We start from the raw sequence: 20079 nt of genomic DNA on the forward strand, positions 1-20079 counted from the left end.
TGCGGCAGGGTCAGCGCGTGCCCACCGCCGCGCGGACCGCCCTGCGGGCCATGCCCGCGTCGTCGTGCAGGCGGCGCAGCAGCAGGCGCTGCTCCTCGCCCGAGGACAGGGCACCCACCGGCACTGCCTGGGTCGGCGTGGCCGCCAGCATCGAGCGCTGCACGGCCGTCTCCGACATCCGGATCTCCCGGGTCAGCACCAGCATCAGGTTGACCAGGAACGCGTCCCGGGCGGCCGGGCCGGCCGCCTGCGCCAGGCGGCTGATCTGGGCCCGTGCGGCCGGGGCGTCGCCCAGTACCGTCCACAGGGTGGCCAGGTCGTAGCCCGGCCGGTACCAGCCCGCGTGCTCCCAGTCGAGGAGGACGGGACCCGCCGGGGACAGCAGCAGGTTCGACAGCAGCGCGTCGCCGTGGTTGAACTGCCAGGGGTTGCCCGACATCTTCACGCCGTGCAGCAGCTTCTGCAGATCGCCGAAATCACGGTCGGTCAGCAGGCCCAGCTGGTAGTCCCGGGCGATTCGCCGGTCGTAGTCCAGCGGCCGCCCGAACAACTCGTCGGCGGGCCGCCAGCCGTTCACCTGGCGCACGGCTCCGAGTGCCGCCCGCAGGTCGGCCCGCGGCGGGGCCTCCACCGGATGCCGCTGGAGCGCGGCGACCCGGCCGGCCATCCGCTCGACGATCAGTACGCAGTTCTCCGGATCGGCGGCGATCAGCCGCGGCACCCGGACCTGCGGGCGGTGCCGGACGAACGTCCGGTACGTCGCTATTTCGTGCCGGTACCGCTCGCGCCACTCGGGCGAGTGATCCAGTAAAACCTTCGCGACGGCCGTCATCCGTCCGGTGGTTCCCACCAGCAGGACCGACCGGCCGCTGCGGCGCAGTACCTGGATCGGCGCGAACTCCGGACAGATGCGCTGCACGGAGGCGAGCGCCGTGCGCAACTGCGCGCCCTGGGGGCCCGACAGGTCGATTCTCCCGCTCAGCGGCTGCGATCCGGTACCCGGCATCCGCCGTGCCCGTACGACGCCCTGCGCCGAGGCCGCGGGGCGGCCGGGTTCGAGGTAGGGGCCGCCGCCCGCGGGGAGCGTGCGGTGCGGCCGGACCGGGGCGGACACGGAGGACGTGGCTGCGTACATGGCGTTACGGATCCCTTCGTGCGCCGACGAGTTGCATACGCCGCCCCGCCGGATCCCGTGCATCACCCTGGGGAGTTCCGCCGGTGACCGGGTCGGGGAGGCGCATTCCTACCTGACACCCGGGCGTGGGTGGCGGACCACATTGCGTGCCCTGGCGAACCCTGGCGAATAGTCGCTCGGCATCTGACGGGGGGTTACTGTCAACTCAGCCGAGAACCTGGGGGCTTGACGTGAGCAAAGGTCCAAACACCCGTCTGAACGACCTGTTCGGCCTGGCCGGCTGGTCCAAGGGCGAACTGGCGAGGATGGTCAACCGGCAGGCGGCCTCGATGGGTCACCACCAGCTGGCCACCGACACCTCGCGGGTGCGGCGCTGGATCGACATGGGGGAAACCCCGCGCGAACCGGTGCCCACGGTACTGGCAGCACTGTTCACCGAGCGGCTCGGTCGTGTCGTGACCATCGAGGACCTCGGGTTCGTACGACAGCGGCGCACCGCCAAACAGCAGCCGGACGGGGAGCAGGAGAACCCCGACGGAATGCCCTGGGCGCCCGAACGCACAGCCGCGGTCCTCACCGAATTCACGGGAATGGACCTCATGCTCAACCGTCGCGGTCTGATGAGCGCGGGTGCCGCGCTCACCGCCGGCTCAGCCCTCAGCAACGCCATGCACGACTGGCTCCACACCGACCCCGCCCGCGCGAAGGACGTGCAGCGCCACGGAGACGCCTTCCAGGCCGACTCCGCGGGCTACGACCGCTATGAGGCCGCGCCCATCGGCTCCCAGGAGATCGAGGCCCTGGAGCGTTCGGTGGAGGTCTTCCGCGCCTGGGACGCCTCCAGAGGCGGCGGCCTCCAGCGCAAGGCCGTGGTCGGGCAGCTCAACGAGGTGGGCGGCATGCTCGCGTACCACCACCCCGACCACCTCCAGCGCCGGCTGTGGGGGGTGGCGGCCAACCTGGCGGTCCTGGCGGGCTGGATGTCCCACGACGTGGGCCTGGAGCCCACCGCGCAGAAGTACTTCGTCATCGCCGCGCACGCGGCCCGCGAGGGCGGCGACCGGCCGCGCGCGGGGGAGGCGCTCTCCCGCGCGGCCCGTCAGATGGTCCACCTGGGCAAGCCGAACGAGGCCCTGGACCTGATGAAGCTGGCGCAGTCCGGCTCCGGCGAGCAGACCCTGCCCCGGACCCGCGCCATGCTCCACACCATCGAGGCCTGGGCGCAGGCCGCGCTCGGCAAGGGGCAGGCCATGCGCCGCACCCTGGGCGAGGCCGAGGACCTGTTCGTGTCCACCTCGGGAGACGTGCCGCCGCCGTCCTGGATGCAGCACTTCGACGAGGCCGATCTGCACGGCATGCAGGCGCTGGCGTTCCGTACCCTCGCCGACCACGATCCCTCGGCGGCGACCATCGCGCAGCAGCACGCGAAGGAGGCCCTGCGGCTCCGGGCCGACGGCCACCAGCGCTCGAAGATCTTCGACTACATCTCGATGGCCTCCGCCTGCTTCATCGCCGACGACCCGGAACAGGCCGACCGCTACGCCCGCCTGGCGCTGGTCTCGATGAACGAGACATCCTCGCACCGGACATGGGACCGGCTGCGCGAGATGTACCGGCTGAGCGGCCACTACTCCGGATTCGCCGGCATCGAGGAGCTCCGTGAGGAGATCAAGCTGGCCCTCCCGAACAGCCCCGTATCACGGCCGGTCTGAGGTGGCGCGGTCGGTACGAGACCGGTGGCCGCCGGAGTCCGAGGACGAGAAAGGCCGCGCCTTCCGGCGCGGCCTCGAGTCCCGTGAACCGCCCGCTACGAGCCGATCCGGGCCACCAGCACGCAGGCGTCGTCCTCGCGCTCGCCCTCGCCGAACTCACCGATCACCAGGCGCACACAGTCCTGCGCGGACCGGGCGGCGGAGAAGTGCGGTGCCAGCGCCAGCAGTCGTTCGGTCCCGTCGGCCTTGCTGAACTCGATGCTGCGCGGGGTCAGTCCGTCGGTGTGCAGGACGAGGACGTCGCCCACCTCCAGCCGCTCCTCGGCCTGGCCGTACGTGGCTCCGGAGGTCGCTCCCAGCAGGACGCCCTCGGGGGGCAGCAGTGAACGGCCCTGGCCGCGCCGGAACAGCAGCGGGGCGGGGTGGCCGGCCTGCGCCCAGGACAGCACCCGGCGCGCGGGATCGTAGCGGCAGCACACGGCGGATCCGAGCGCGGGCTGGACGGAGGTCTCCAGGAGCTGGTTCAGCCAGCCCATCAGCGGGCCCGGTTCGATGCCCGCCATGGCCATCCCGCGGAGGGCGCCGAGCATCATCGCCATGCCGGAGGTCGCGGTCACCCCGTGCCCGGTGAGGTCACCCACCGTCAGCATCGAACTCCCGTCCGGGAGTTCGAGCGCGTCGTACCAGTCGCCGCCGATGAGCGCGCTGGTCGCGGAGGGCAGATAGTGCGCCGCCACGTCCAGCGCCCTGGTGTTGTCGTGCGGGAACCGCAGGGAGCCGCGCCACGGGGGGAGCACGGCTTCCTGCAGCTCGACCGCCAGCCGGCGCTCGGTCTGCGCGATCTCCTGTCGGCGCTGCAGCGAGTCCCGGGACTCGCGCACCGCCCGCTGGCTCCGACGCAGTTCACTCACGTCCCGCAGCACGGCCCACATGGAGGCCGTGCAGCCGTCGGAGTCGAGTACCGGCTCGCCCCTCATGTGCAGCGTCCGGACCCGGCCGTCGGCCCGGACGATGCGGAACTCGCCGTCGATCGGCTTGCCGTCCACCAGACAGGCCGTCACCATCGCCGTCAGCAGCGGCTGGTCCTCGGCGAACAGGGTGGAGCCCAGTTCGTCGAGGGGCAGCGCGCCGGCCTCGGGGGAGCGGCCGAAGATCTGGAAGAGTTCGTCGGACCAGCTGACCTCGTCGGTCAGCAGGTTCCACTCGGCACTGCCGACCCTGGTCTGCTGGGCCTCGGCCCCCGTCTCCGGGGCGGCCTGCGGCAGCGCGGCGGACTCCGCTGCGGTGGGCGGCAGCCCTTCCTTGAGCTGGCCGAGGTGCGCGCGGAGGTCGTCGAGGTGGTGGACGGCGAGATCGCACAGCGCGCGCTGCCAGCGGCCCTGCGCGTCGTCGTCGTCGACCACGGTGTCGCGGCGGACGGCGTCGACTTCTCCGCGGAGCTGACGGGTCTGCGAGATCAGCGCGTCCACCGACCCTGGCTCTGGGGGTTGCGCGGGGCGGTCCGCGTACAAGTGGGACGGCATCTGAACTCCGATACAGGCGCGGCACGGCCAAGTCTGAGGAGGGACCGGTTCTGAAGGAAGGGGCCGGTAACGACTGTGGCACAGCCAGCGACGGCCTGTAAGGCGTTTGGCAACATCCGTGGCGGACTTGCATGAGGCATATGCCTGGGGCCTTCCGGGCCTCCTGGAGCGTGCGAACGAATCCGGTCAGCCAGTGTCCACGGGCCGGTCGTGGGGGTCCTGTTGCCCTTGCCGTTCCCGGGCCGTCGCTCCGCGATCGGTACCGGGCGGATCGCACGGGACGCGTGGTCCGGCCGGGTGCGTCCGGCGCGCACGGTGTGCCGCAGCCGCGCTCCTTCCCGGGTCCGTCCGCGTGCGCCCGCGGCCGGAAACCGGCCGTGCGGACGAGGGCGATCGATCGTACGGCCGAGGTGTACGAGGACCGCCCGCCGCAGAACCGGTGGAAGATGCCGCAGAACCCGGATCAACACGACCGGCCCGGCACCCCCCGAACGAAGGACCCCGTATTCCGCCCGAGATGTGATCCAGACTTCCCCCCGGCACCCCCGAATGGCTACTCTACGTGCCGGTAACGAGCCGGGGAGGCTCGCTGAGGCGGGCCGCGCGCAGGGTGGGGACACAACGACATGACCGGGCAGAGCCATGCGCCGACCAACGGGCAGAGCCGGCGGTCCTTCCTCACCTATCTGATCGCCGCGCCGACCCTCGCCCTGGTCACGCGCGCCGGAGCCGACCTCCTCGCCCCGCAGCCCGCGCACGCCGTGGTCCCGACGCTGCCCGCCATCGCCGATCTGGTGGACCTGGGCGACCTGTTCATCCTGGCCGGCGCCCCCACCTCGGCCCTGCTCGCGCTCGTCGTGGAGGCCGACGGAACCATCCGCTTCCGGCTGCCCCGCGAGGAGGTCGGCCAGGGGCTCACCACCGCCGTGGCGATGCTCGTCGCCGAGGAACTGGACGCCCCGCTGGCCGCCGTACGGGTCGAACTGGACGACGCGCGCCCCGAGCTGCTCTTCAACCAGCTCACCGGATCCTCCAACTCCATCCGCTCCCTCTACGGTCCGGTCCGCCAGTGCGCCGCCACCGCCCGGGCCCGGCTGGTCGCGGCCGCCGCCGTGCGCTGGAGCCTCCCGGCGTCGACCCTGACCACGGCGAACGGCGCCGTCCGCGCCCCCGACGGCCGCACCGCCACCTACGGCTCCCTCGCCGCGGCCGCCGCCGACCCCGCCCTGATCGTCCTCGGCGCCACCCCCAAGCCGACGGCGAAGCACGCCCTGGTCGGCAAGCCCACCAGCCGGATCGACGCCCGCGCCATGGTCACCGGGGCCCAGCGCTACACCCTCGACCTGGACGTGCCCGGGGCCAAGCCCTGTGTGGTCCGCCGCCCGCCCACGCTCGGCGGCAGCGTCCGCTCCGTCGCCAACCTCGCCGCCGTCCGGGCCATGCCCGGAGTCCTGCACGTGGTCACCATCGCCACCGGGGTCGCCGTCGTCGCCGAGACCTTCGGCCAGGCCCTCGACGCCAAGGCCGCGCTCCAGGTCACCTGGGGCCCGGGCCCGGCCGACCAGCTCTCGGACGCGGCTGTCCGTACGAAGCTGCGCGCCGCCACCCCGCCGCTGCTCGTGCCGCCGCTGCTCACCGCGCACGTGGACGCCGAGTTCGACTTCGCCTTCGTCAGCCACGCCCCGATGGAGACCAACTCGGCCGTCGCCGACGTGCGCGAGGACCGGGCCGAGATCTGGTCTGGGCTCAAGTCGCCGATCGTGGCCCGCGAAACGATCGCCGCCGATCTCGGCCTGCCCCTCGACAAGGTCACTGTCCACGTGGTGCAGGCGGGCGGCTCCTTCGGCCGCCGGCTGTTCTTCGACGCGGCCCTGGAAGCGGCCCGGATCTCCAAGGCCTGCCGCCGCCCGGTGCGGCTGATGTGGACCCGGGTGGACGACACCCGGCACGGTCGGATGCGCCCCGCCACCCACCACAAGATCCGGGCGACGCACCTGCTGGGCGAGGTGCTCAGCTTCGAACACCGGGTCGCCGCCGCGGAGACCGACTTCCGGCACGGACTCGGCGAGATCATCACCGCCACCGCCGCCAGCCTCCCGCTCGGCATCGGCAACGCCACCCTCGCCCAGACCCTGTTCCTCACCACGATCAAGTCCCCGTACCACTTCGGGCTCACCACCCAGGCGCTCACCGAGGTCCCGACCGGGGTCCCGACCGGGTCCTGGCGGTCGGTGTACTCGGCGAACACCCGGGGGGCCGAGGAGATCGTGGTGGACGAGCTGGCCGCCGCGACGGGCCGGGACCCGTACCAGTTCCGCCGGACCTTCCTGAAGACGGCCGCCCAGCGCGCCGTGCTCGACAAGGCGGCCACCGAAGGCGGCTGGGGCCGGGCCATGCCGGCCGGCTGCGCCCAGGGCATCGCCTTCCACGAGGAGTACAAGTCCCGGACGGCCTGCCTGGTCGAGATCGACACCAGGGATCCGGAGCACGTCCGCGTCACGAAGGCGGTCATCGCCGTCGACGTGGGCCTGCCCGTCAATCCGCGCGGTCTGGAGGCCCAGATGATCGGCGGCCTGACCGACGCGATCTCCACCACGCTGAAGGCCGGCCTGCACCTGGACAAGGGGCTCCCGCTGGAAGGCAGTTACAGCCAGTTCCACTGGGCGCAGCAGCGCGACACCCCGAAGGACGTACGCGTCTTCGTGCTCCCGGCGACCGGAACCGAGCCCGGCGGCGCCGGCGAGCTGGGCCTGCCCGCCGCCGTGGGCGCGATCGCCAACGCCTACGCCCGGGCCACCGGCACCAAGCCGCGCAGCTTCCCCCTCGACTTCGACGTCGACTTCACCCCCTACCCGCGCTAGTCCAGGAGCCGAGCCGTGCCCTCGCACACTTTCACCGTCAACGGGCAGAGCGTCACCGTGGACGCGCCCGACGATCTGCCCCTGCTGTGGGTGCTCCGCGACATGCTGAACGTGCGCGGCCCCAAATACGGCTGCGGAGTGGACGTCTGCAAGGCCTGCACCAGCCACCTCGACAGGGTGGACGTCCGCCCGTGCGTGGTGCCGGTCTCCGCCTGCGCGGGCAAGGCGGTGACCACGATCGAGGGACTGGCCGACGGCGAGGACCTGCACCCGGTGCAGGAGGCCTGGCTCGAACAGGACGTCGCCCAGTGCGGCTTCTGCCAGCCCGGCCAGATCATGGCGGCCGTCGCCCTGCTGAAGCGGACGAGCACTCCCACGGACGAGGACATCGACGCGATCGCCAACATCTGCCGCTGCGGAACGTACTTCCGCATCCGGGAGGCCATCCGGAGCGCGGCGGCGAAGATGTAGGCGGTTCACCCCGTGACACAAGGCCTATATGGGATGAATCGCCACAGTTTTGGCTGATCATGCCTGAATGAGGCGTATCAATGCGAAACGTGTGCTGGTCGGCGAACCGCTCGACACCGCGCGTCTGGGCGAGACCCTGCTGCCCAAACGGCTCGCGCTCCCGATCTTCTGCAGCGACCCGCTCTCCTCCGTGGCCTACGCCACCGAGGAGATCCTGCTGATCCTCGCCCTCGGCGGGGTCGCGCTGCTCCACCTCGCCTGGTACGCGGCCGCCGCCATCGTGTTCCTGCTCGTGGTCGTCGTCGCCTCCTACCGGCAGACCTGCTACGCCTACCCGGGCGGCGGCGGCGCCTACATCGTCAGCTCCAAGAACCTCGGTCAGACCGCCGCCCTCACCGCCGCCAGCGCCCTGCTCGTCGACTACGTCATGACGGTCGCCGTCTCCGTGGTCTCCGGGGTCTCCGCCATCACCTCCGCGATCCCCTCCCTCTCCGACCACGAAGTCCCCCTGTCGGTGGCTTTCGTGGTGCTGCTGACCCTCATGAACCTGCGCGGGGTGCGGGAATCGGGCCGGGTCTTCGCCGTCCCCACCTACGGCTTCGTCCTCGTCATCTACCTGATGTTCGCGGTGGCCGCCTACCGGCTCGCCACCGGCGACACGATCCGCGCCGAATCCGCCGAGCTGCCGATCACCGCCGAGGGCAACTACGCCGGCCTCGCGGTGGTGCTCCTCGCGCTGCGGGCCTTCGCCTCCGGCTGCACCGCGCTCACGGGCGTCGAGGCCATCAGCAACGGCGTCCCCGCCTTCCAGAAGCCGAAGAGCAAGAACGCGGCCACCACCCTCGCCGCGATGGGCGCGCTCGCCGTCACCATGTTCGCCGGGATCACCTACCTCGCCATGAACTACCAGGTGCACGTGGCGGCGGAGCCGACCGAGCTGGGGCTGGCCCCCGGAACCCCGATGTCCACCGCGCTCGCACAGATCGGCAGAGCCACCTTCGGCGACTGGCACGTCCTCTTCTACCTGCTCCAGGCCGTCACGGCCGGGGTCCTGATCCTCGCCGCGAACACCGCCTTCAACGGCTTCCCGATGCTCGCCTCGATCCTGGCCAAGGACCGGTACGTACCGCGCCAGCTCTTCAACCGCGGCGACCGGCTCGTCTACTCCAACGGCGTCGTCCTGCTGGCCCTCGCCGCCATCGGCCTGATCATCGCCTTCGACGCCCAGCTCACCCGCCTCATCCAGCTCTACATCATCGGCGTCTTCGTCTCCTTCACCCTCTCCCAGGCGGGCATGGTCAAGCACTGGAAGACGGAGCTGGCCTCCCCGGAGACCCGCAAGGAGGAGCGGATCCACATCCACCGCCGGCTCGCCATCAACGCGGTCGGCGCCGCCATGACCTCCGTGGTCCTGGTCATCGTCCTCATCACCAAGTTCACCCACGGCGCCTGGCTCGTCGTCATCGCCATGCCCGTGCTCTTCATCGGAATGAAGGGCGTGCGCCGCCACTACGACACCGTGGCCCGGGAAGTCGCCGTCGCCCCCGGGGTCAAACCCCGCAAGCCCGCCCGCCACCACGTCGTCGTCCTCGTCGCCGCCGTCCACGCCCCGACCCTCAAGGCCCTCGGCTTCGCGATGGGGCTGCGCCCCGACACCCTGACGGCCGTCTCGGTCGCCGCGGACGAGGAGGACGCGAACCGGCTGCGCGCGGCCTGGGCGGACCACGACCCGGGCATCCCGCTCAAGGTGCTGCACTCCCCGTACCGCGAGGTGGTCGGGCCCGTGCTGGCCTACGTGCAGGAACAGGCGGCCGCCGAGGGCACGGACATGCTCTCCGTGGTCATCCCCGAGTACGTGGTCGGGCACTGGTGGGAACAGCCCCTGCACAACCAGAACGCGCTGCGCCTCAAGGCCCGCCTGCTGTTCACGCCCGGGGTCGCGGTGATCGACGTGCCGTTCCTGCTGGAGTCCGCGAAGCCTGCGGAGGAGGGAGCCGGGGGGACGGGGGACCCGCAGGAACAGGCGGGGACCCGGCCGGGCGCTGGGTGACCGCCGCGTGCGCCAGCGCCAGCTCCACGACGTGGGCGGGATCGGCGAGCGAGCGACCGGTCAGCTGCTCCAGGCGGCGCAGCCGGTTCGAGACGGTGTTGCGGTGGCAGTACAGCCGCTGGGCGGCGTACGTGGTCGAGCCCCGGCAGGACAGCCAGGTGCCCAGGGTGGTCAGCAGCACCCTGCGGTCCTCCGCGGCCAGGGCCAGGACCGGACCCAGCACCACCCGACGCAGCCGGCCCGCGAGTTCCGGCTCGGCCGCGACCAGGGCCGCCGGGAGCCGCTCGTCCAGCAGGGCGGTGTGCGGACCGTCGGCCCCCGGCGCCGCCCGCAGCGCGAGGACGGCCAGCCGGCGGGCCCCGGCCAGCTCGCCCGGCGTCTCCACCACCGGGCTCACCCCGGCCCGTAAGCCGAGGGGCGCCAGCAGATCGGTCACGGAGGCGAGCGGCAGCCCGCCCAGCTCCACCAGTCCGGTCTCGCCGTCGGCGCGGATCCGCCACAGCACGCGCGGGGCGCCGGCCGGGGCCGCCCAGGCACCGTCCCCGGGATCGAGGACCACCACGGCGAACCGGCCGCGCTCCGGGAGCCCGAGCCGCCGCGCGGACTCGGCGGACCGGTCGGCCGGACCGCCGCCGTCGAACAGGGCGTCGAGCAGGGCGCCCCGCAGCTCCCGCTCGCGGTCGCCGCGTACGGCCTCGGTCCGGCGGTAGGACTCGGCCGCCGCGTCCGCCATCCGGTCGACCACGTCCCACAGCGCGGGCGCCCCGGGCAGCAGCCGGGGCAGCGCCGCCCGGTCGTGGGCGGCGACGGCCTCGGTCAGGGCCTGCCACAGCAGCCTGCCGCCGAGCCGGTAGACGCGCAGCAGGGAGTCGAGCGGCAGCCCCTGCCGGGCGCGGAGCTCGCCGTCGGCGCGGGCCTCGCCGAGCTCGGGCGGCAGGCCGCGGGCCGCACGGAGCAGACCGTCGACGGTCTGGCGGAGCAGCTGGTGGACCCGCTCGCGCAGGGCGGCCCGGCCGAGCAGGGCGACGTAGGCGGCGCAGGCCGGGTCATCGGCCGGCGACCGGTCGGCGAGCCGCTCGGCGGCCACGGCGATCCGGCGGTCCAGGTCCTCGCGTATCTCCCCGATGATCCGCTCCATGACGGGCAGGGTGGCACGTCGGAGGGGGCGCTGGGGAGGGCCTCGACGAGGCGGTGTCCGCTAGCGTGTCCGAAGCACTGCACGTGCAGTGCATATGCGGCGGTCATACCGGCAGCCACGTCCACACCGTCAGGGACCCACCCATGCGCCAGAACCCCGAGCGCCGCGCCGCGCTGCTCGACGCCGCCATCGAAGTCCTCGCCCGCGAGGGCTCACGGGGGCTGACCCTGCGCGCCGTGGACGCGGAGGCGGGGGTGCCGACCGGCACCGCCTCCAACTACTTCGCCCACCGCGCCCAGCTCCTCGTGCAGATCCTGCACCGCACCCGCGAGCGGCTGACCCCCGATCCGGCGGACCTGACGGGCCCCTTCGACACGAAGGTGCTGCTGGGCCGGCTCCTGGAGCGCATGCGGCGCGAGCGCAGCGTCCACACCGCGATGCTGGAACTGCGCCTGGAGGCCACCCGGCGGCCCGAACTCCAGGAGGCACTGGCCGGATTCCAGGGCGCCGAACTGGAGGCGAACATCGCCTGGCACCTGGAGGCGGGACTGCCGGGGGACCGGCAGGGCGTGGTCCTGATCTACCTGGCCATGCTCGGGCTGATCGTCGACGACCTGACCGTGCCCGGTCTGCTGGACCCCCACGATGTGGAGGGGCTCATCGGCACGATGGTCGAGCGCCTCCTCCCGGAAGACCCCGCGGACTGACTATCGTGCCGGTAGGGCCGGTTCCGGCAGGACCGGCGCCCCCGGCAGGACCGGCTCGCATCGCAGGGATCGCGGGAGGAACCGTGGCAATGGCGGACATCACGAGGCAGGGTGCGGGCGACGGCGCCCGCGACTGCGACGGCGGCATCCAGTGGCTGGCGGACTGGAGCGCCTGGTACGTCGGCCTCACCTTCGCCCGGGGCATCGGCCCCGAGGAACTGGCCGCCCGGCTCGGCGCCCTGCCGGACCTGCGCCCCGGGCCGCTCGGAGCCATCGACGCCTGGAGCATGGTCACCGAGACGGTGGACGGGGACGGGGTGGCCCGGGTCGGGAGCTGGGGCGGCTGGTCCTTCGCCGTGGAACACGGAGTGCCCGCCGGCGCGCAGCGCCTCGCGGAGGTCTCCCGCGCCGGGGCCGAGGCCGTGTACCTCGACCCGCAGCCCGATCACCCGCCCAAGCAGTTCGCGTACGCCCGGGACGGCGAACTGGTCTGCTGCTTCGGCATCGGCGAGGAGCACTGGCGCGGCGGCCACCGGCCCGACTTCCTCCTGCCCGAGCTGGTCGAGGCCAAGATCCTCACCCCCGACGGCTGCTACGCCCGCCCCGAGGACGAACCGTACGAGGAACGCGACCGCCTCACCCTCGCCGTACTGGAACACCGCTTCGCGCTGTCCCTGCCCCGCCGCCTCGTCGAGGAGACCCCGCTCCCCGCCTTCGTGACCTGCACGCACTAGGGCCTGTCGTCAAACTCCCGTCTGCCGCGCGACGCCTGGCACGTGCTCTCGCCGCACCGGACGGAAGCCGAGTACGTCCAGTACGCGGGCTTCCGCCCGGCACGCCGAGAGCACGCACCAGACGCCGCGCGGCCGCCCTTCGGGCGACGACGGGATTCTGACGACAGGCCCTAGGGGTACGCCCGGCCAGGTACTCCGTGCCCGCCCGGGGATGGACGGTTTTGGTCGGGGAGCGTGCGGCTTGTGACACTACGAGGGTGAACGCGACCGACTTGTTCCACCAGACGCTGCGCGAGCGGATCGCCCCGGCGCTGCGCGATGCGGGTTTCACCGGCACGGGGCTGGAGTACCGGCTCCGCGCCGCCGAACCCGACCACGCGCTGCTCGGCTTCCAGCGGAGCGCTTCGTCCGGGGCCGCCGAGTGCAGGTTCACCGTCAACCTGCGCGCGGTCCCGTACGAGGAACACGAGGCCCTGCGGCGGCTGCGGCCGGCCCTCGGGACCCGGCTCAGCGCCAACCGCGTCGGTCCCGTCGGCTGGCACTCCAGGATCGGGCACCTCCTCGGCCATCCGCACGATCACTGGTGGAGCATCACCGACGAGCGCACCGCCGCCCGCGTCGCGGACGAGGTCACGGACGCGGTGCTGCGCCACGCCGTCCCCGCCCTCTGGGGCGAGGTGACCGACCGGCCCCCGCTGCCGGGGCCCGTGGTGGATCCGGTACCCGACTGCCTGGACCCGGTGTGCCTGCGCGTGGACAGCGGTCCGTTCCCCGTCACGAGCGGAGCGGCCCCCCTGCCCGTGGACCTGGAGGGCGCCCTGGTCCTGGAGACGGGAGAACGGCGCCGGGCCTCGCCCTTCCTCACCGTCCACGACGAGCTGACCGACGCGGAGGCCCGCATCGTCATCGACGCCCCCTGGCGGCTGGAGCAGCCGCTCTTCGGCTCGGTCCGGGTCGGCATCGCCGCCGACGGCGACGTCCGGGTCTCCGCCAGCCCGGGCAGCATGCTCCCCGGCCATCCGCTGGCGCTCCTCGGCGAACTGGCCCTGTGCCGGATCAACACGGCCGAGGTCGCCGGCAACGGCTCCCTGCGGCTGACCTTCGAACGGGGCACCCCGCGCGAGGCCTGCCTCACCGTCTCCGGCGCCCCGCACGCGCTGACCGTCGGCGCGCCCTGGCACATCGAAGGCTGGACACCGGCCCGCATCTGACGGTCCGGGCCGGGGGCCGAGCATGAGTTGATCTTATGCTCGGGTTTACGCGCGTCCGCTGGTTTTGAGGCCGATGAGCGACTTTGATGGGTTTGCCAGGCCTCGTACCGGAGCAGGGGGACCACTCATGGGCACCGAACACAGCCAGAAGGACCGCGCGGGCAGCGCAGACAGCACTGACGGGGGCGTCGCCGGCGGGGGCGGCGGCACCACCACCGCGCCCACCCTCATCGGTTCCGTGCAGCGGGCCTTGCGGCTCGTGGAAGCGATGTACGCGGAGGGCGGGGCGACCGCCAAGCGCCTGTCCCGGCTCACCGGAATCCCGCTGCCCACCGTCTACCACCTGCTGCGCACCCTCAGCCACGAGGGCTACGTACAGCGCGAGGGCGGGGCCTTCCGGCTCTCGGACGATCTGCCGCTCGCGTCGTGACGGTGGGGCCGCGGGGGGCGTTTGAGGCGCACGATTCATAAGAATGATCAAAAGGGGTGGGGTTCCGGCCAAGCTGTCACGTGCCATCGCGCATGTTCCAGCGGAAAATGCCAGAACGCCCTTCCACAGTGCGGAAGTTGAGTAAGTTCCCTTCTGTCGCGCCGCACGACCGTGCACCACGCACGGTCCGGCCGGGAGGGGAGTCCGCGTGCCCGGGATCGACGAATGCCTGCTCGAAGCCATGGCCCTGCCTGGTGCCAGGGGGGCCGCGCTGGTCGATTGGAGCAGCGGCCTGGCCCTCGGCACCATCGGGGAATCACCGGTGGGGGACCACGAGACCACCGCGGCCGAGACCGCAGAGCTGGCCCGGGCGGCCGCCGAGTACGAGTCCTTCGCCCCGGACGGAACCGAGGCGCAGGACAGCGCCGGGCCGCCCGTGGAGGACCTGATCGTCACCACCCGGACCGGCTACCACGTGCTCCGTTTCGTCGAGACCAGCTTCGACAGCAGCGTGTTCCTGCACCTGTGGCTCGACCGGACCGACGGAAACCTCGCCCTCGCCCGGCACAGACTCCGGGCCCTGGCCGAGGAGCTGGTGCTGAAGTGACCGCCGTCGCCACCGTCGCCGTCTCCCCGCTGCTCACCCGGCTCGCCGCCGAGCGGGCGACCGGCGCCCTGTTCCGCGAGCGCGGCACCCTCTTCCTGGAGGACGGCCGCGTGGTGCACGCGGAGAGCCCGGCCACCCCGGGGCTCGACGTCCTGCTCACCACCGGCGGGGGCCTCACCCCCGAGCGCTGGACCGAAGCCGTGAACGAGGCCGGCGCCCGCCGCCAAGTCGCCCGCTTCCTCGTCGACAGCGGCGGGCTCGCAGGCGGCGAACTGGAGATATGCCACCTCGCCGCGATCTTCGACGCCGCCTTCTTCGCGCTCTCCCCGGGCAGCGGCCCCTCCCGCTTCCGGCGCGGGGCCACCCACTGGATCGGCTCGGTCCGCTCCGTACCGGCCGCCGCCGTCGAGCGGGAGACCTGCCGCCGCCGGGAACTGCTCGACGCGGTCTGGCCCTACCCGCTGCTGGACACCTCCCCGGTCGTGCCCCGGGCCGCCGCCCCCGGGCAGACCGTCACCGCCCGCCAGCGGATCCTGCTCGACCGTGCCGACGGGGTCCGGACACCGGCGGACCTCGCCTGGGTGCTGGGCCGGCCGGCCTTCCACACCCTGCTCGACGTACGACGCCTCGCGGCGGCCGGGCTGGTCGAAACCCCGCACGCGCCGGCGCCCGCCGCCACCGCGGAGGCGCCGCTGCCCGACTGGATGACGCAGGCGCAGTCCCCGGACGTGGCGTTGCTGCGCCGGTTACGCGACGCACTGGAGGCAAGCCTGTGAGGCTCCCGCTGCGAGCCGCCCAGCGCGGCGACCGTTCCGAGCGGCGGCAGTCCGAAAGGAGAAGGTCCGACATGAGTACGGTGCCCGCCGAAGCCGAGGCCGAGATACTCGCCGAGCTCCGCCGGCTGCGGGCCCGCGTCCCGCAGCTGGGCGGGGCCCTCGCCGCGAGCGTCGACGGCCTGGTCCTGGCCCACGACAGCGCCGCCACCGAGGCGGAATCCGTCGCGGCCCTGACCGCCGCGGCCCTGGGAGTGGCCCAGCGGCTGAGCGACTGCACCGGGCAGGGCGGGTTCCGCGAGCTGCTCGTGCGCGGAGAGGACGGCTACGTCGCCACCTACGCGGCGGGCGACGCGGCCGTGCTGACCCTGATCGCGGAGCCGCGCGTCAACGTCGGACGGCTCCACCTGGAGGCCCGCCGTTCCAGCCTGCGCATAGCGGAGCTGATCGATCACAGCCTCGGCCGCCGCGGCCCGGCGCAGGGCTCGGCGCCGGGCGCGGGCCCCGGCACCGGCCAGGGCTCCTGATCCCCTCGACCACGTACATCCGTACCGACCGCACGAAACGACCGGAACGACCGGAACGACCAGGACACAGAAAAGAAAGAGGAACCCTCATGGCCAACGTGGAGACATCGCTCAAGGAAGCCACCACCATCATCGACGGCGTGCTCGGCGCCGCCCTGGTCGACTGCAGCAGCGGTATGGCCCTCGGCACCGTCGGCGGCGGAAAGGACCTCGACCTCACGGTCGCCGCCGCGGGCAACACCGACGTGGTGCGGGCCAAGCTCCGCACGATGGAGATGCTCGGGCTGAAGGACGAGATCGAGGACGTCCTCATCACCCTCGGAACCCAGTACCACCTGATCCGGCTCATGAAGGGCCGGGGCTCGGCGGGCCTCTTCCTCTATCTCGCGCTCGACAAGACGCGGGCCAATCTCGCGATGGCCCGGCACCAGCTGAAGAAGATCGAGGCAGAGCTGGAAGTCTGATCCGATGACGGCGAGGTGGCGGGCGGCTGAACTCATTGCCGCCCGCCCCGGCGGCTTCTTGCTTATGCCCGAGATGGCCGGATTTTATCATCTCGTTACAGAGTAAGATGCTGTAATCGGCTGATCATCAATAGTGTTAGTAAGCTGGAGAACTCGAACGCCCATGCCCCCGCGCCTGAGTATCGTCGTCCCCGTCTACAACGTCGAGCTTTACCTCGACGAGTGCCTGGAGTCCATCGCAGCGCAGACATTCGACGACTTCGAAGTCGTGCTCGTCGACGACGGTTCCACCGACGGCAGCGCGGCACTCGCCCAGGCGTTCGTCGACCGCGACGACCGCTTCCGGCTGGTCCTCCAGAAGAACGCGGGACTCGGCGCGGCCCGCAACGTGGGCGCCCGCCACATCAGCCCGGGCAGCGAGTACCTGGCCTTCGTCGACAGCGACGACACCATGCCGCCGTACGCGTACCAGCGCATGATCGACGCCCTCGACGAGACCGGCTCCGACTTCGCGGCCGGCAACGTCAAGCGCTTCCGCTCCGTCGGCATGCAGCAGTCCTGGGGCCACCGCGTCGCCTTCGCCGCGACCCGGCTGAAGACCCACATCTCCAAGTTCCCGGCGCTGGTCACCGACCGCACCGCGTGGAACAAGGTCTACCGGCGCAGCTTCTGGGACGAGCACGCCTTCCAGTACCCGGAAGGCATCCTCTACGAGGACGCCCCCGTCTCCATCCCCGCGCACTACTTCGCCAAGAGCGTCGACGTCATCGGCGAGTGCGTCTACCACTGGCGCGTCCGCGAAACCGGCGAGCGCTCCATCACCCAGCGCTCCACCGACCCGGTCTCGGTCATCGACCGCGTGACCTCCGTCCGCCTGGTCCGCGAGGCGCTCCAGAGCAAGCAGGGCGCCGCCTACACCCGCTACCTGCGCGACTACGACCGCAACGTGCTGAGCGAGGAACTCCCGCTCATCTACAAGTACGTTCCCGAGGCCGGCGCCGAGTTCCGCGCCGCCTTCGCCAAGGAGGCCGGCGGCCTGGTCCGGGAGATCGGCCCCGGGCTGTGGCCCGACCTGACGGTCGCCGACCGGCTCAAGGCCTACCTCGCCGGGGAGGGCCGGATCGAGGAGTTCGTGGCCCTCGTCCGGCACCAGCGGGACTTCACCTACAGCGTGCCGGTCAAGGGACTCGCCCGCCCGCAGGCCGACTACCCGTTCCTCAAGGCACCGGTACCCGCCAAGGTCCTCACCCTCGGCCCGCGCGAACGCCGCGTCGTCAGCCGCGTCGAGCAGGCCCACTGGGCCGACGGCAAGCTGCTGCTGCGCGGCTACGCCCTCCCCGGACACCTGGGCGCCGAGAGCCGCCTCGGCTCGCGCAAGATGCTGGTCTTCCGCGAGAACGGCAAGCGCCGCCGGACCGTCCTCACCACCCGTACGGTCGCCTCCCCGATGGCCACCGTGAACTCCCCGCACCTCGCCCTGCGCCACGCCGACTGGGCCGGCTTCACCGCCGTGATCGACCCCACCGCCTTCCAGACGGGCGGGAAGTGGAACGAAGGCGTGTGGAGCACCTCCGTCGCCGTCACCGGCGCCGGCGGACTGCACCGCGCCCGGCTCAAGGGCGGCGAGCACGACAGCGGACAGAACCCGCCCGCCCACTGGGTCGCCCCGGACGTGCGGATCGTCCCCAGCGTCGCCGGGACCTTCAGCGTCCAGGTGGAGATCGTCCGCGCCCGCGCCCTGGACGTCCGCCCGGCCGGTGACGACGCCGTCGAGGTGGCCGGCGAGCTCGCCGCCGAAGTCGGCGCCGGAGCCTCCCTGCGCGCCGTGCACGTCTCCACCCGCACCGCGCTCACCTTCCCGCTGGAGACCGCCCCCGCCGTCACCGGCGGCCGGATCCCCTTCACCGTGCGCGTGCCGCTGGCCGATCTGGCCGCCGTCCCGGACGCCCCCGTCGTGCCCGGCGAGTGGACCCCGGAACCATGGAGCCTGTCCGTGACCGGCGCCGACGGCGCCGAGCACCGGCTGGCGCACGACGAGCGCGCCGGCTTCGCCGGACTGGTCCTCGCGCTGCCCGGGGAAGAGCCCGGCCGGACCCTCTTCGCCAAGCGCGGCACCACCGGACACCTGACCTTCTCGGTCCAGGTCTCCCCGCCGCTGGTCGACACCGTCGAGGCCAAGGACGGCGCGCTCACGCTCCGGGGCCGGTTCGTCGCCCCCCTGGACGAGCCCTACGAGCTGGTCCTGCACGACCCGACCGGCCAGGAGTTCAGCTACCCCGTCACCCGCGACGGCGACACCTTCGAAGCCTCCTTCGAGCCGGTGCTCCCCGAGAGCCGGGCCGGCCGCACCCCGCTGCCGCAGGGCCGCTGGTGGCCCACGCTGCGCCCGGTCTCCCAGGGCGGGGCCACCGCCGGCCTGCTCGGCGTCGACCGCGGCGCCCCGCTGCAGTTCGCCCCGACCGCCCTGCACGCGGGACCCCACGCCGTCACGGCCCGGGGCCGCCGGATACGGGTCGAATCCCGCCTCTACGACCGCGTCGCACTGGTCGCCGATCCGATGATCAGCCCGCACGACCGCTCGCGCTACGCGCAGCGGATCGCGCGCGACGTGACGTACCCGGCGCAGAGCGCCCTCCCGGTCAAGGACGTCGTGGTCTACGACGCCTTCCAGGGGCACAGCGCCGGTGACTCGCCGCGCGCCATCCACGAGGAACTCCTGCGGCGCGGCGAGAAGCTGGAACACGTCTGGCTGGTGCGCGACGGCCGGGCCGAGGTCCCGGAGACCGCCCGCGCGGTCCAGTACGACAGCCTCGAATCCTGGGACGTGCTCGCGCGGGCCCGGTACTACGTGGTCAACGACAGCGTGCCGCGAGCCTTCCGCCGGCGTCCCGGCCAGACCGTCGTGCAGACGTGGCACGGTACGCCGCTGAAGCAGATCGGCCACGACTTCATGCACGACTACTACACCAGCCCCGAGGTGCTGGACGCGCTGGAGCACGACAGCGCGCAGTGGTCGCTGCTCGCCTCCCCGGGCTCGTACGCCACCCCGGTCCTGAAGCGGGCGCTCGGCTACGGCGGCGAGGTCATCGAGTCCGGCAGCCCGCGCACGGACGCGCTGGTGCGGCCCGACGCGGAGCGGGTCGCGGAGGTCCGCCGGCGGCTCGGCCTGCCGGAGGGCAAGAAGGTCGTGCTGTACATGCCCACGTGGCGGGAGAACCGCCTGGGCTGGACGGTCACCTCCGGCTACAAGCTCGACCTGCAGATCGACCTGGACGCGGCCCGCCGGGAGCTCGGCGAGGACCACGTCCTGCTGATCCGCGGCCACCACAAGGTCACCGAGCAGGTGCGCGAAGGAGTCCGCGACGGGTTCGTCGTCGACGTGTCGCGCTGGCCCGACGCCACCGACCTGCTGCTCGTCGCCGACGTGCTGATCTCGGACTACTCCTCCGCGATCTTCGACTTCGCGCACACCGACCGGCCGGTCCTGCTCTTCGCGTACGACCTGGAGCACTACCGGGACACGCTGCGCGGGTTCACCTTCGACCTGGAGAAGAAGGCCCCGGGCCCGCTCCTCAGGGACTCGGCGAGCCTGATCGAGGCCGTGCGGAACGTGGACGCGGTGGGCGCGGAGTACGCGCAGGCCCGTGCGGCGTTCCGGGAGGAGTTCTGCGACCTGGACGACGGTCAGGCGGCCCGCCGGATCGTCGACCGCATGCTCGAGATGTAACCCGCTGGA

At 72.5% G+C, this 20079-nt stretch carries 15 protein-coding genes and 1 pseudogene; 13 read left to right on the forward strand and 3 right to left on the reverse strand.

Features of this window, described 5'->3' with window-relative positions:
• Positions 1–10: 10 nt before the first annotated feature.
• Positions 11–1135 carry an aminoglycoside phosphotransferase family protein gene (locus ACE1OC_RS36135; protein WP_407840536.1) on the reverse strand — a complete coding sequence of 375 codons (1125 nt, stop codon included), beginning with the start codon at positions 1133–1135 and terminating at the stop codon, positions 11–13.
• 230 nt (positions 1136–1365) lie between these two features.
• Between ACE1OC_RS36135 and ACE1OC_RS36140 the strand changes: the two genes are divergently transcribed.
• Positions 1366–2847 carry a hypothetical protein gene (locus ACE1OC_RS36140; RefSeq protein ID WP_407840537.1) on the forward strand — a complete coding sequence of 494 codons (1482 nt, stop codon included), beginning with the start codon at positions 1366–1368 and terminating at the stop codon, positions 2845–2847.
• Between the two features lie 95 nt (positions 2848–2942).
• Here ACE1OC_RS36140 and ACE1OC_RS36145 read toward each other — a convergent pair whose 3' ends face one another.
• Positions 2943–4370, reverse strand: a complete 1428-nt coding sequence (locus ACE1OC_RS36145; protein WP_407840538.1) for a PP2C family protein-serine/threonine phosphatase — start codon at positions 4368–4370, stop codon at positions 2943–2945.
• A 626-nt stretch (positions 4371–4996) separates the two neighbouring features.
• Between ACE1OC_RS36145 and ACE1OC_RS36150 the strand changes: the two genes are divergently transcribed.
• The 3 genes from ACE1OC_RS36150 (at position 4997) to ACE1OC_RS36160 (ending at position 9752) form a co-directional block, all read left to right on the forward strand.
• Positions 4997–7231: a xanthine dehydrogenase family protein molybdopterin-binding subunit gene (locus tag ACE1OC_RS36150; RefSeq protein WP_407840539.1), complete on the forward strand. Its 2235-nt coding sequence runs from the start codon at positions 4997–4999 to the stop codon at positions 7229–7231.
• Between the two features lie 15 nt (positions 7232–7246).
• Complete coding sequence (locus tag ACE1OC_RS36155) at positions 7247–7702, forward strand: (2Fe-2S)-binding protein (protein WP_407840540.1); 456 nt, start codon at positions 7247–7249, stop codon at positions 7700–7702.
• Between the two features lie 67 nt (positions 7703–7769).
• Positions 7770–9752, forward strand: coding sequence for an APC family permease (locus tag ACE1OC_RS36160; protein WP_407840541.1), 1983 nt, complete (start codon positions 7770–7772; stop codon positions 9750–9752).
• Between the two features lie 19 nt (positions 9753–9771).
• Here the strand turns inward: ACE1OC_RS36160 and ACE1OC_RS36165 are convergent.
• A pseudogene (locus ACE1OC_RS36165) lies at positions 9772–10890 on the reverse strand (PucR family transcriptional regulator); the annotation flags it as partial.
• Between the two features lie 143 nt (positions 10891–11033).
• On the opposite strand from ACE1OC_RS36165, the gene ACE1OC_RS36170 reads away from it, so the two are divergent.
• From ACE1OC_RS36170 to ACE1OC_RS36210, 9 genes are all read left to right on the forward strand, one after another.
• Positions 11034–11597: a TetR/AcrR family transcriptional regulator gene (locus ACE1OC_RS36170; protein ID WP_407840542.1), complete on the forward strand. Its 564-nt coding sequence runs from the start codon at positions 11034–11036 to the stop codon at positions 11595–11597.
• Between the two features lie 89 nt (positions 11598–11686).
• Entirely contained in the window at positions 11687–12331 is a 645-nt protein-coding gene (locus ACE1OC_RS36175; RefSeq protein WP_407840543.1) for a DUF6461 domain-containing protein, read from the forward strand.
• 257 nt (positions 12332–12588) lie between these two features.
• Positions 12589–13542 carry a DUF4304 domain-containing protein gene (locus ACE1OC_RS36180; protein WP_407840544.1) on the forward strand — a complete coding sequence of 318 codons (954 nt, stop codon included), beginning with the start codon at positions 12589–12591 and terminating at the stop codon, positions 13540–13542.
• A 127-nt stretch (positions 13543–13669) separates the two neighbouring features.
• Positions 13670–13972 carry a helix-turn-helix domain-containing protein gene (locus tag ACE1OC_RS36185; RefSeq protein WP_407840545.1) on the forward strand — a complete coding sequence of 101 codons (303 nt, stop codon included), beginning with the start codon at positions 13670–13672 and terminating at the stop codon, positions 13970–13972.
• A 208-nt stretch (positions 13973–14180) separates the two neighbouring features.
• Positions 14181–14579, forward strand: a complete 399-nt coding sequence (locus tag ACE1OC_RS36190) for a hypothetical protein (protein ID WP_274547298.1) — start codon at positions 14181–14183, stop codon at positions 14577–14579.
• Complete coding sequence (locus ACE1OC_RS36195; RefSeq protein ID WP_407840546.1) at positions 14576–15355, forward strand: transcriptional regulator; 780 nt, start codon at positions 14576–14578, stop codon at positions 15353–15355. The genes ACE1OC_RS36190 and ACE1OC_RS36195 overlap by 4 nt, the downstream gene beginning before the upstream one ends.
• Before the next feature lie 71 nt (positions 15356–15426).
• Positions 15427–15879, forward strand: coding sequence for a roadblock/LC7 domain-containing protein (locus ACE1OC_RS36200; protein ID WP_407840547.1), 453 nt, complete (start codon positions 15427–15429; stop codon positions 15877–15879).
• An 89-nt stretch (positions 15880–15968) separates the two neighbouring features.
• On the forward strand, positions 15969–16343 hold the full coding sequence (locus ACE1OC_RS36205) for a hypothetical protein (protein WP_407840548.1): 375 nt from the start codon (positions 15969–15971) through the stop codon (positions 16341–16343).
• Positions 16344–16506: 163 nt separating this feature from the next.
• On the forward strand, positions 16507–20070 hold the full coding sequence (locus tag ACE1OC_RS36210) for a bifunctional glycosyltransferase/CDP-glycerol:glycerophosphate glycerophosphotransferase (RefSeq protein WP_407840549.1): 3564 nt from the start codon (positions 16507–16509) through the stop codon (positions 20068–20070).
• Positions 20071–20079: the final 9 nt, after the last annotated feature.

Source organism: Streptomyces stoeckheimensis (genome assembly GCF_045822005.1).
In the GTDB taxonomy this organism is placed as follows: domain Bacteria; phylum Actinomycetota; class Actinomycetes; order Streptomycetales; family Streptomycetaceae; genus Streptomyces; species Streptomyces stoeckheimensis.

Excerpts from the sequence above, each read along its gene's own strand:
- ACE1OC_RS36135 (WP_407840536.1), bottom strand. The coding sequence starts at position 1,135 with ATGTACGCAGCCACGTCCTCCGTGTCCGCCCCGGTCCGGCCGCACCGC.
- ACE1OC_RS36145 (WP_407840538.1), bottom strand. The coding sequence starts at position 4,370 with ATGCCGTCCCACTTGTACGCGGACCGCCCCGCGCAACCCCCAGAGCCA.
- ACE1OC_RS36150 (WP_407840539.1), top strand. The coding sequence starts at position 4,997 with ATGACCGGGCAGAGCCATGCGCCGACCAACGGGCAGAGCCGGCGGTCC.
- ACE1OC_RS36160 (WP_407840541.1), top strand. The coding sequence starts at position 7,770 with ATGAGGCGTATCAATGCGAAACGTGTGCTGGTCGGCGAACCGCTCGAC.
- ACE1OC_RS36170 (WP_407840542.1), top strand. The coding sequence starts at position 11,034 with ATGCGCCAGAACCCCGAGCGCCGCGCCGCGCTGCTCGACGCCGCCATC.
- ACE1OC_RS36175 (WP_407840543.1), top strand. The coding sequence starts at position 11,687 with ATGGCGGACATCACGAGGCAGGGTGCGGGCGACGGCGCCCGCGACTGC.
- ACE1OC_RS36185 (WP_407840545.1), top strand. The coding sequence starts at position 13,670 with ATGGGCACCGAACACAGCCAGAAGGACCGCGCGGGCAGCGCAGACAGC.
- ACE1OC_RS36200 (WP_407840547.1), top strand. The coding sequence starts at position 15,427 with ATGAGTACGGTGCCCGCCGAAGCCGAGGCCGAGATACTCGCCGAGCTC.
- ACE1OC_RS36205 (WP_407840548.1), top strand. The coding sequence starts at position 15,969 with ATGGCCAACGTGGAGACATCGCTCAAGGAAGCCACCACCATCATCGAC.
- ACE1OC_RS36210 (WP_407840549.1), top strand. The coding sequence starts at position 16,507 with ATGCCCCCGCGCCTGAGTATCGTCGTCCCCGTCTACAACGTCGAGCTT.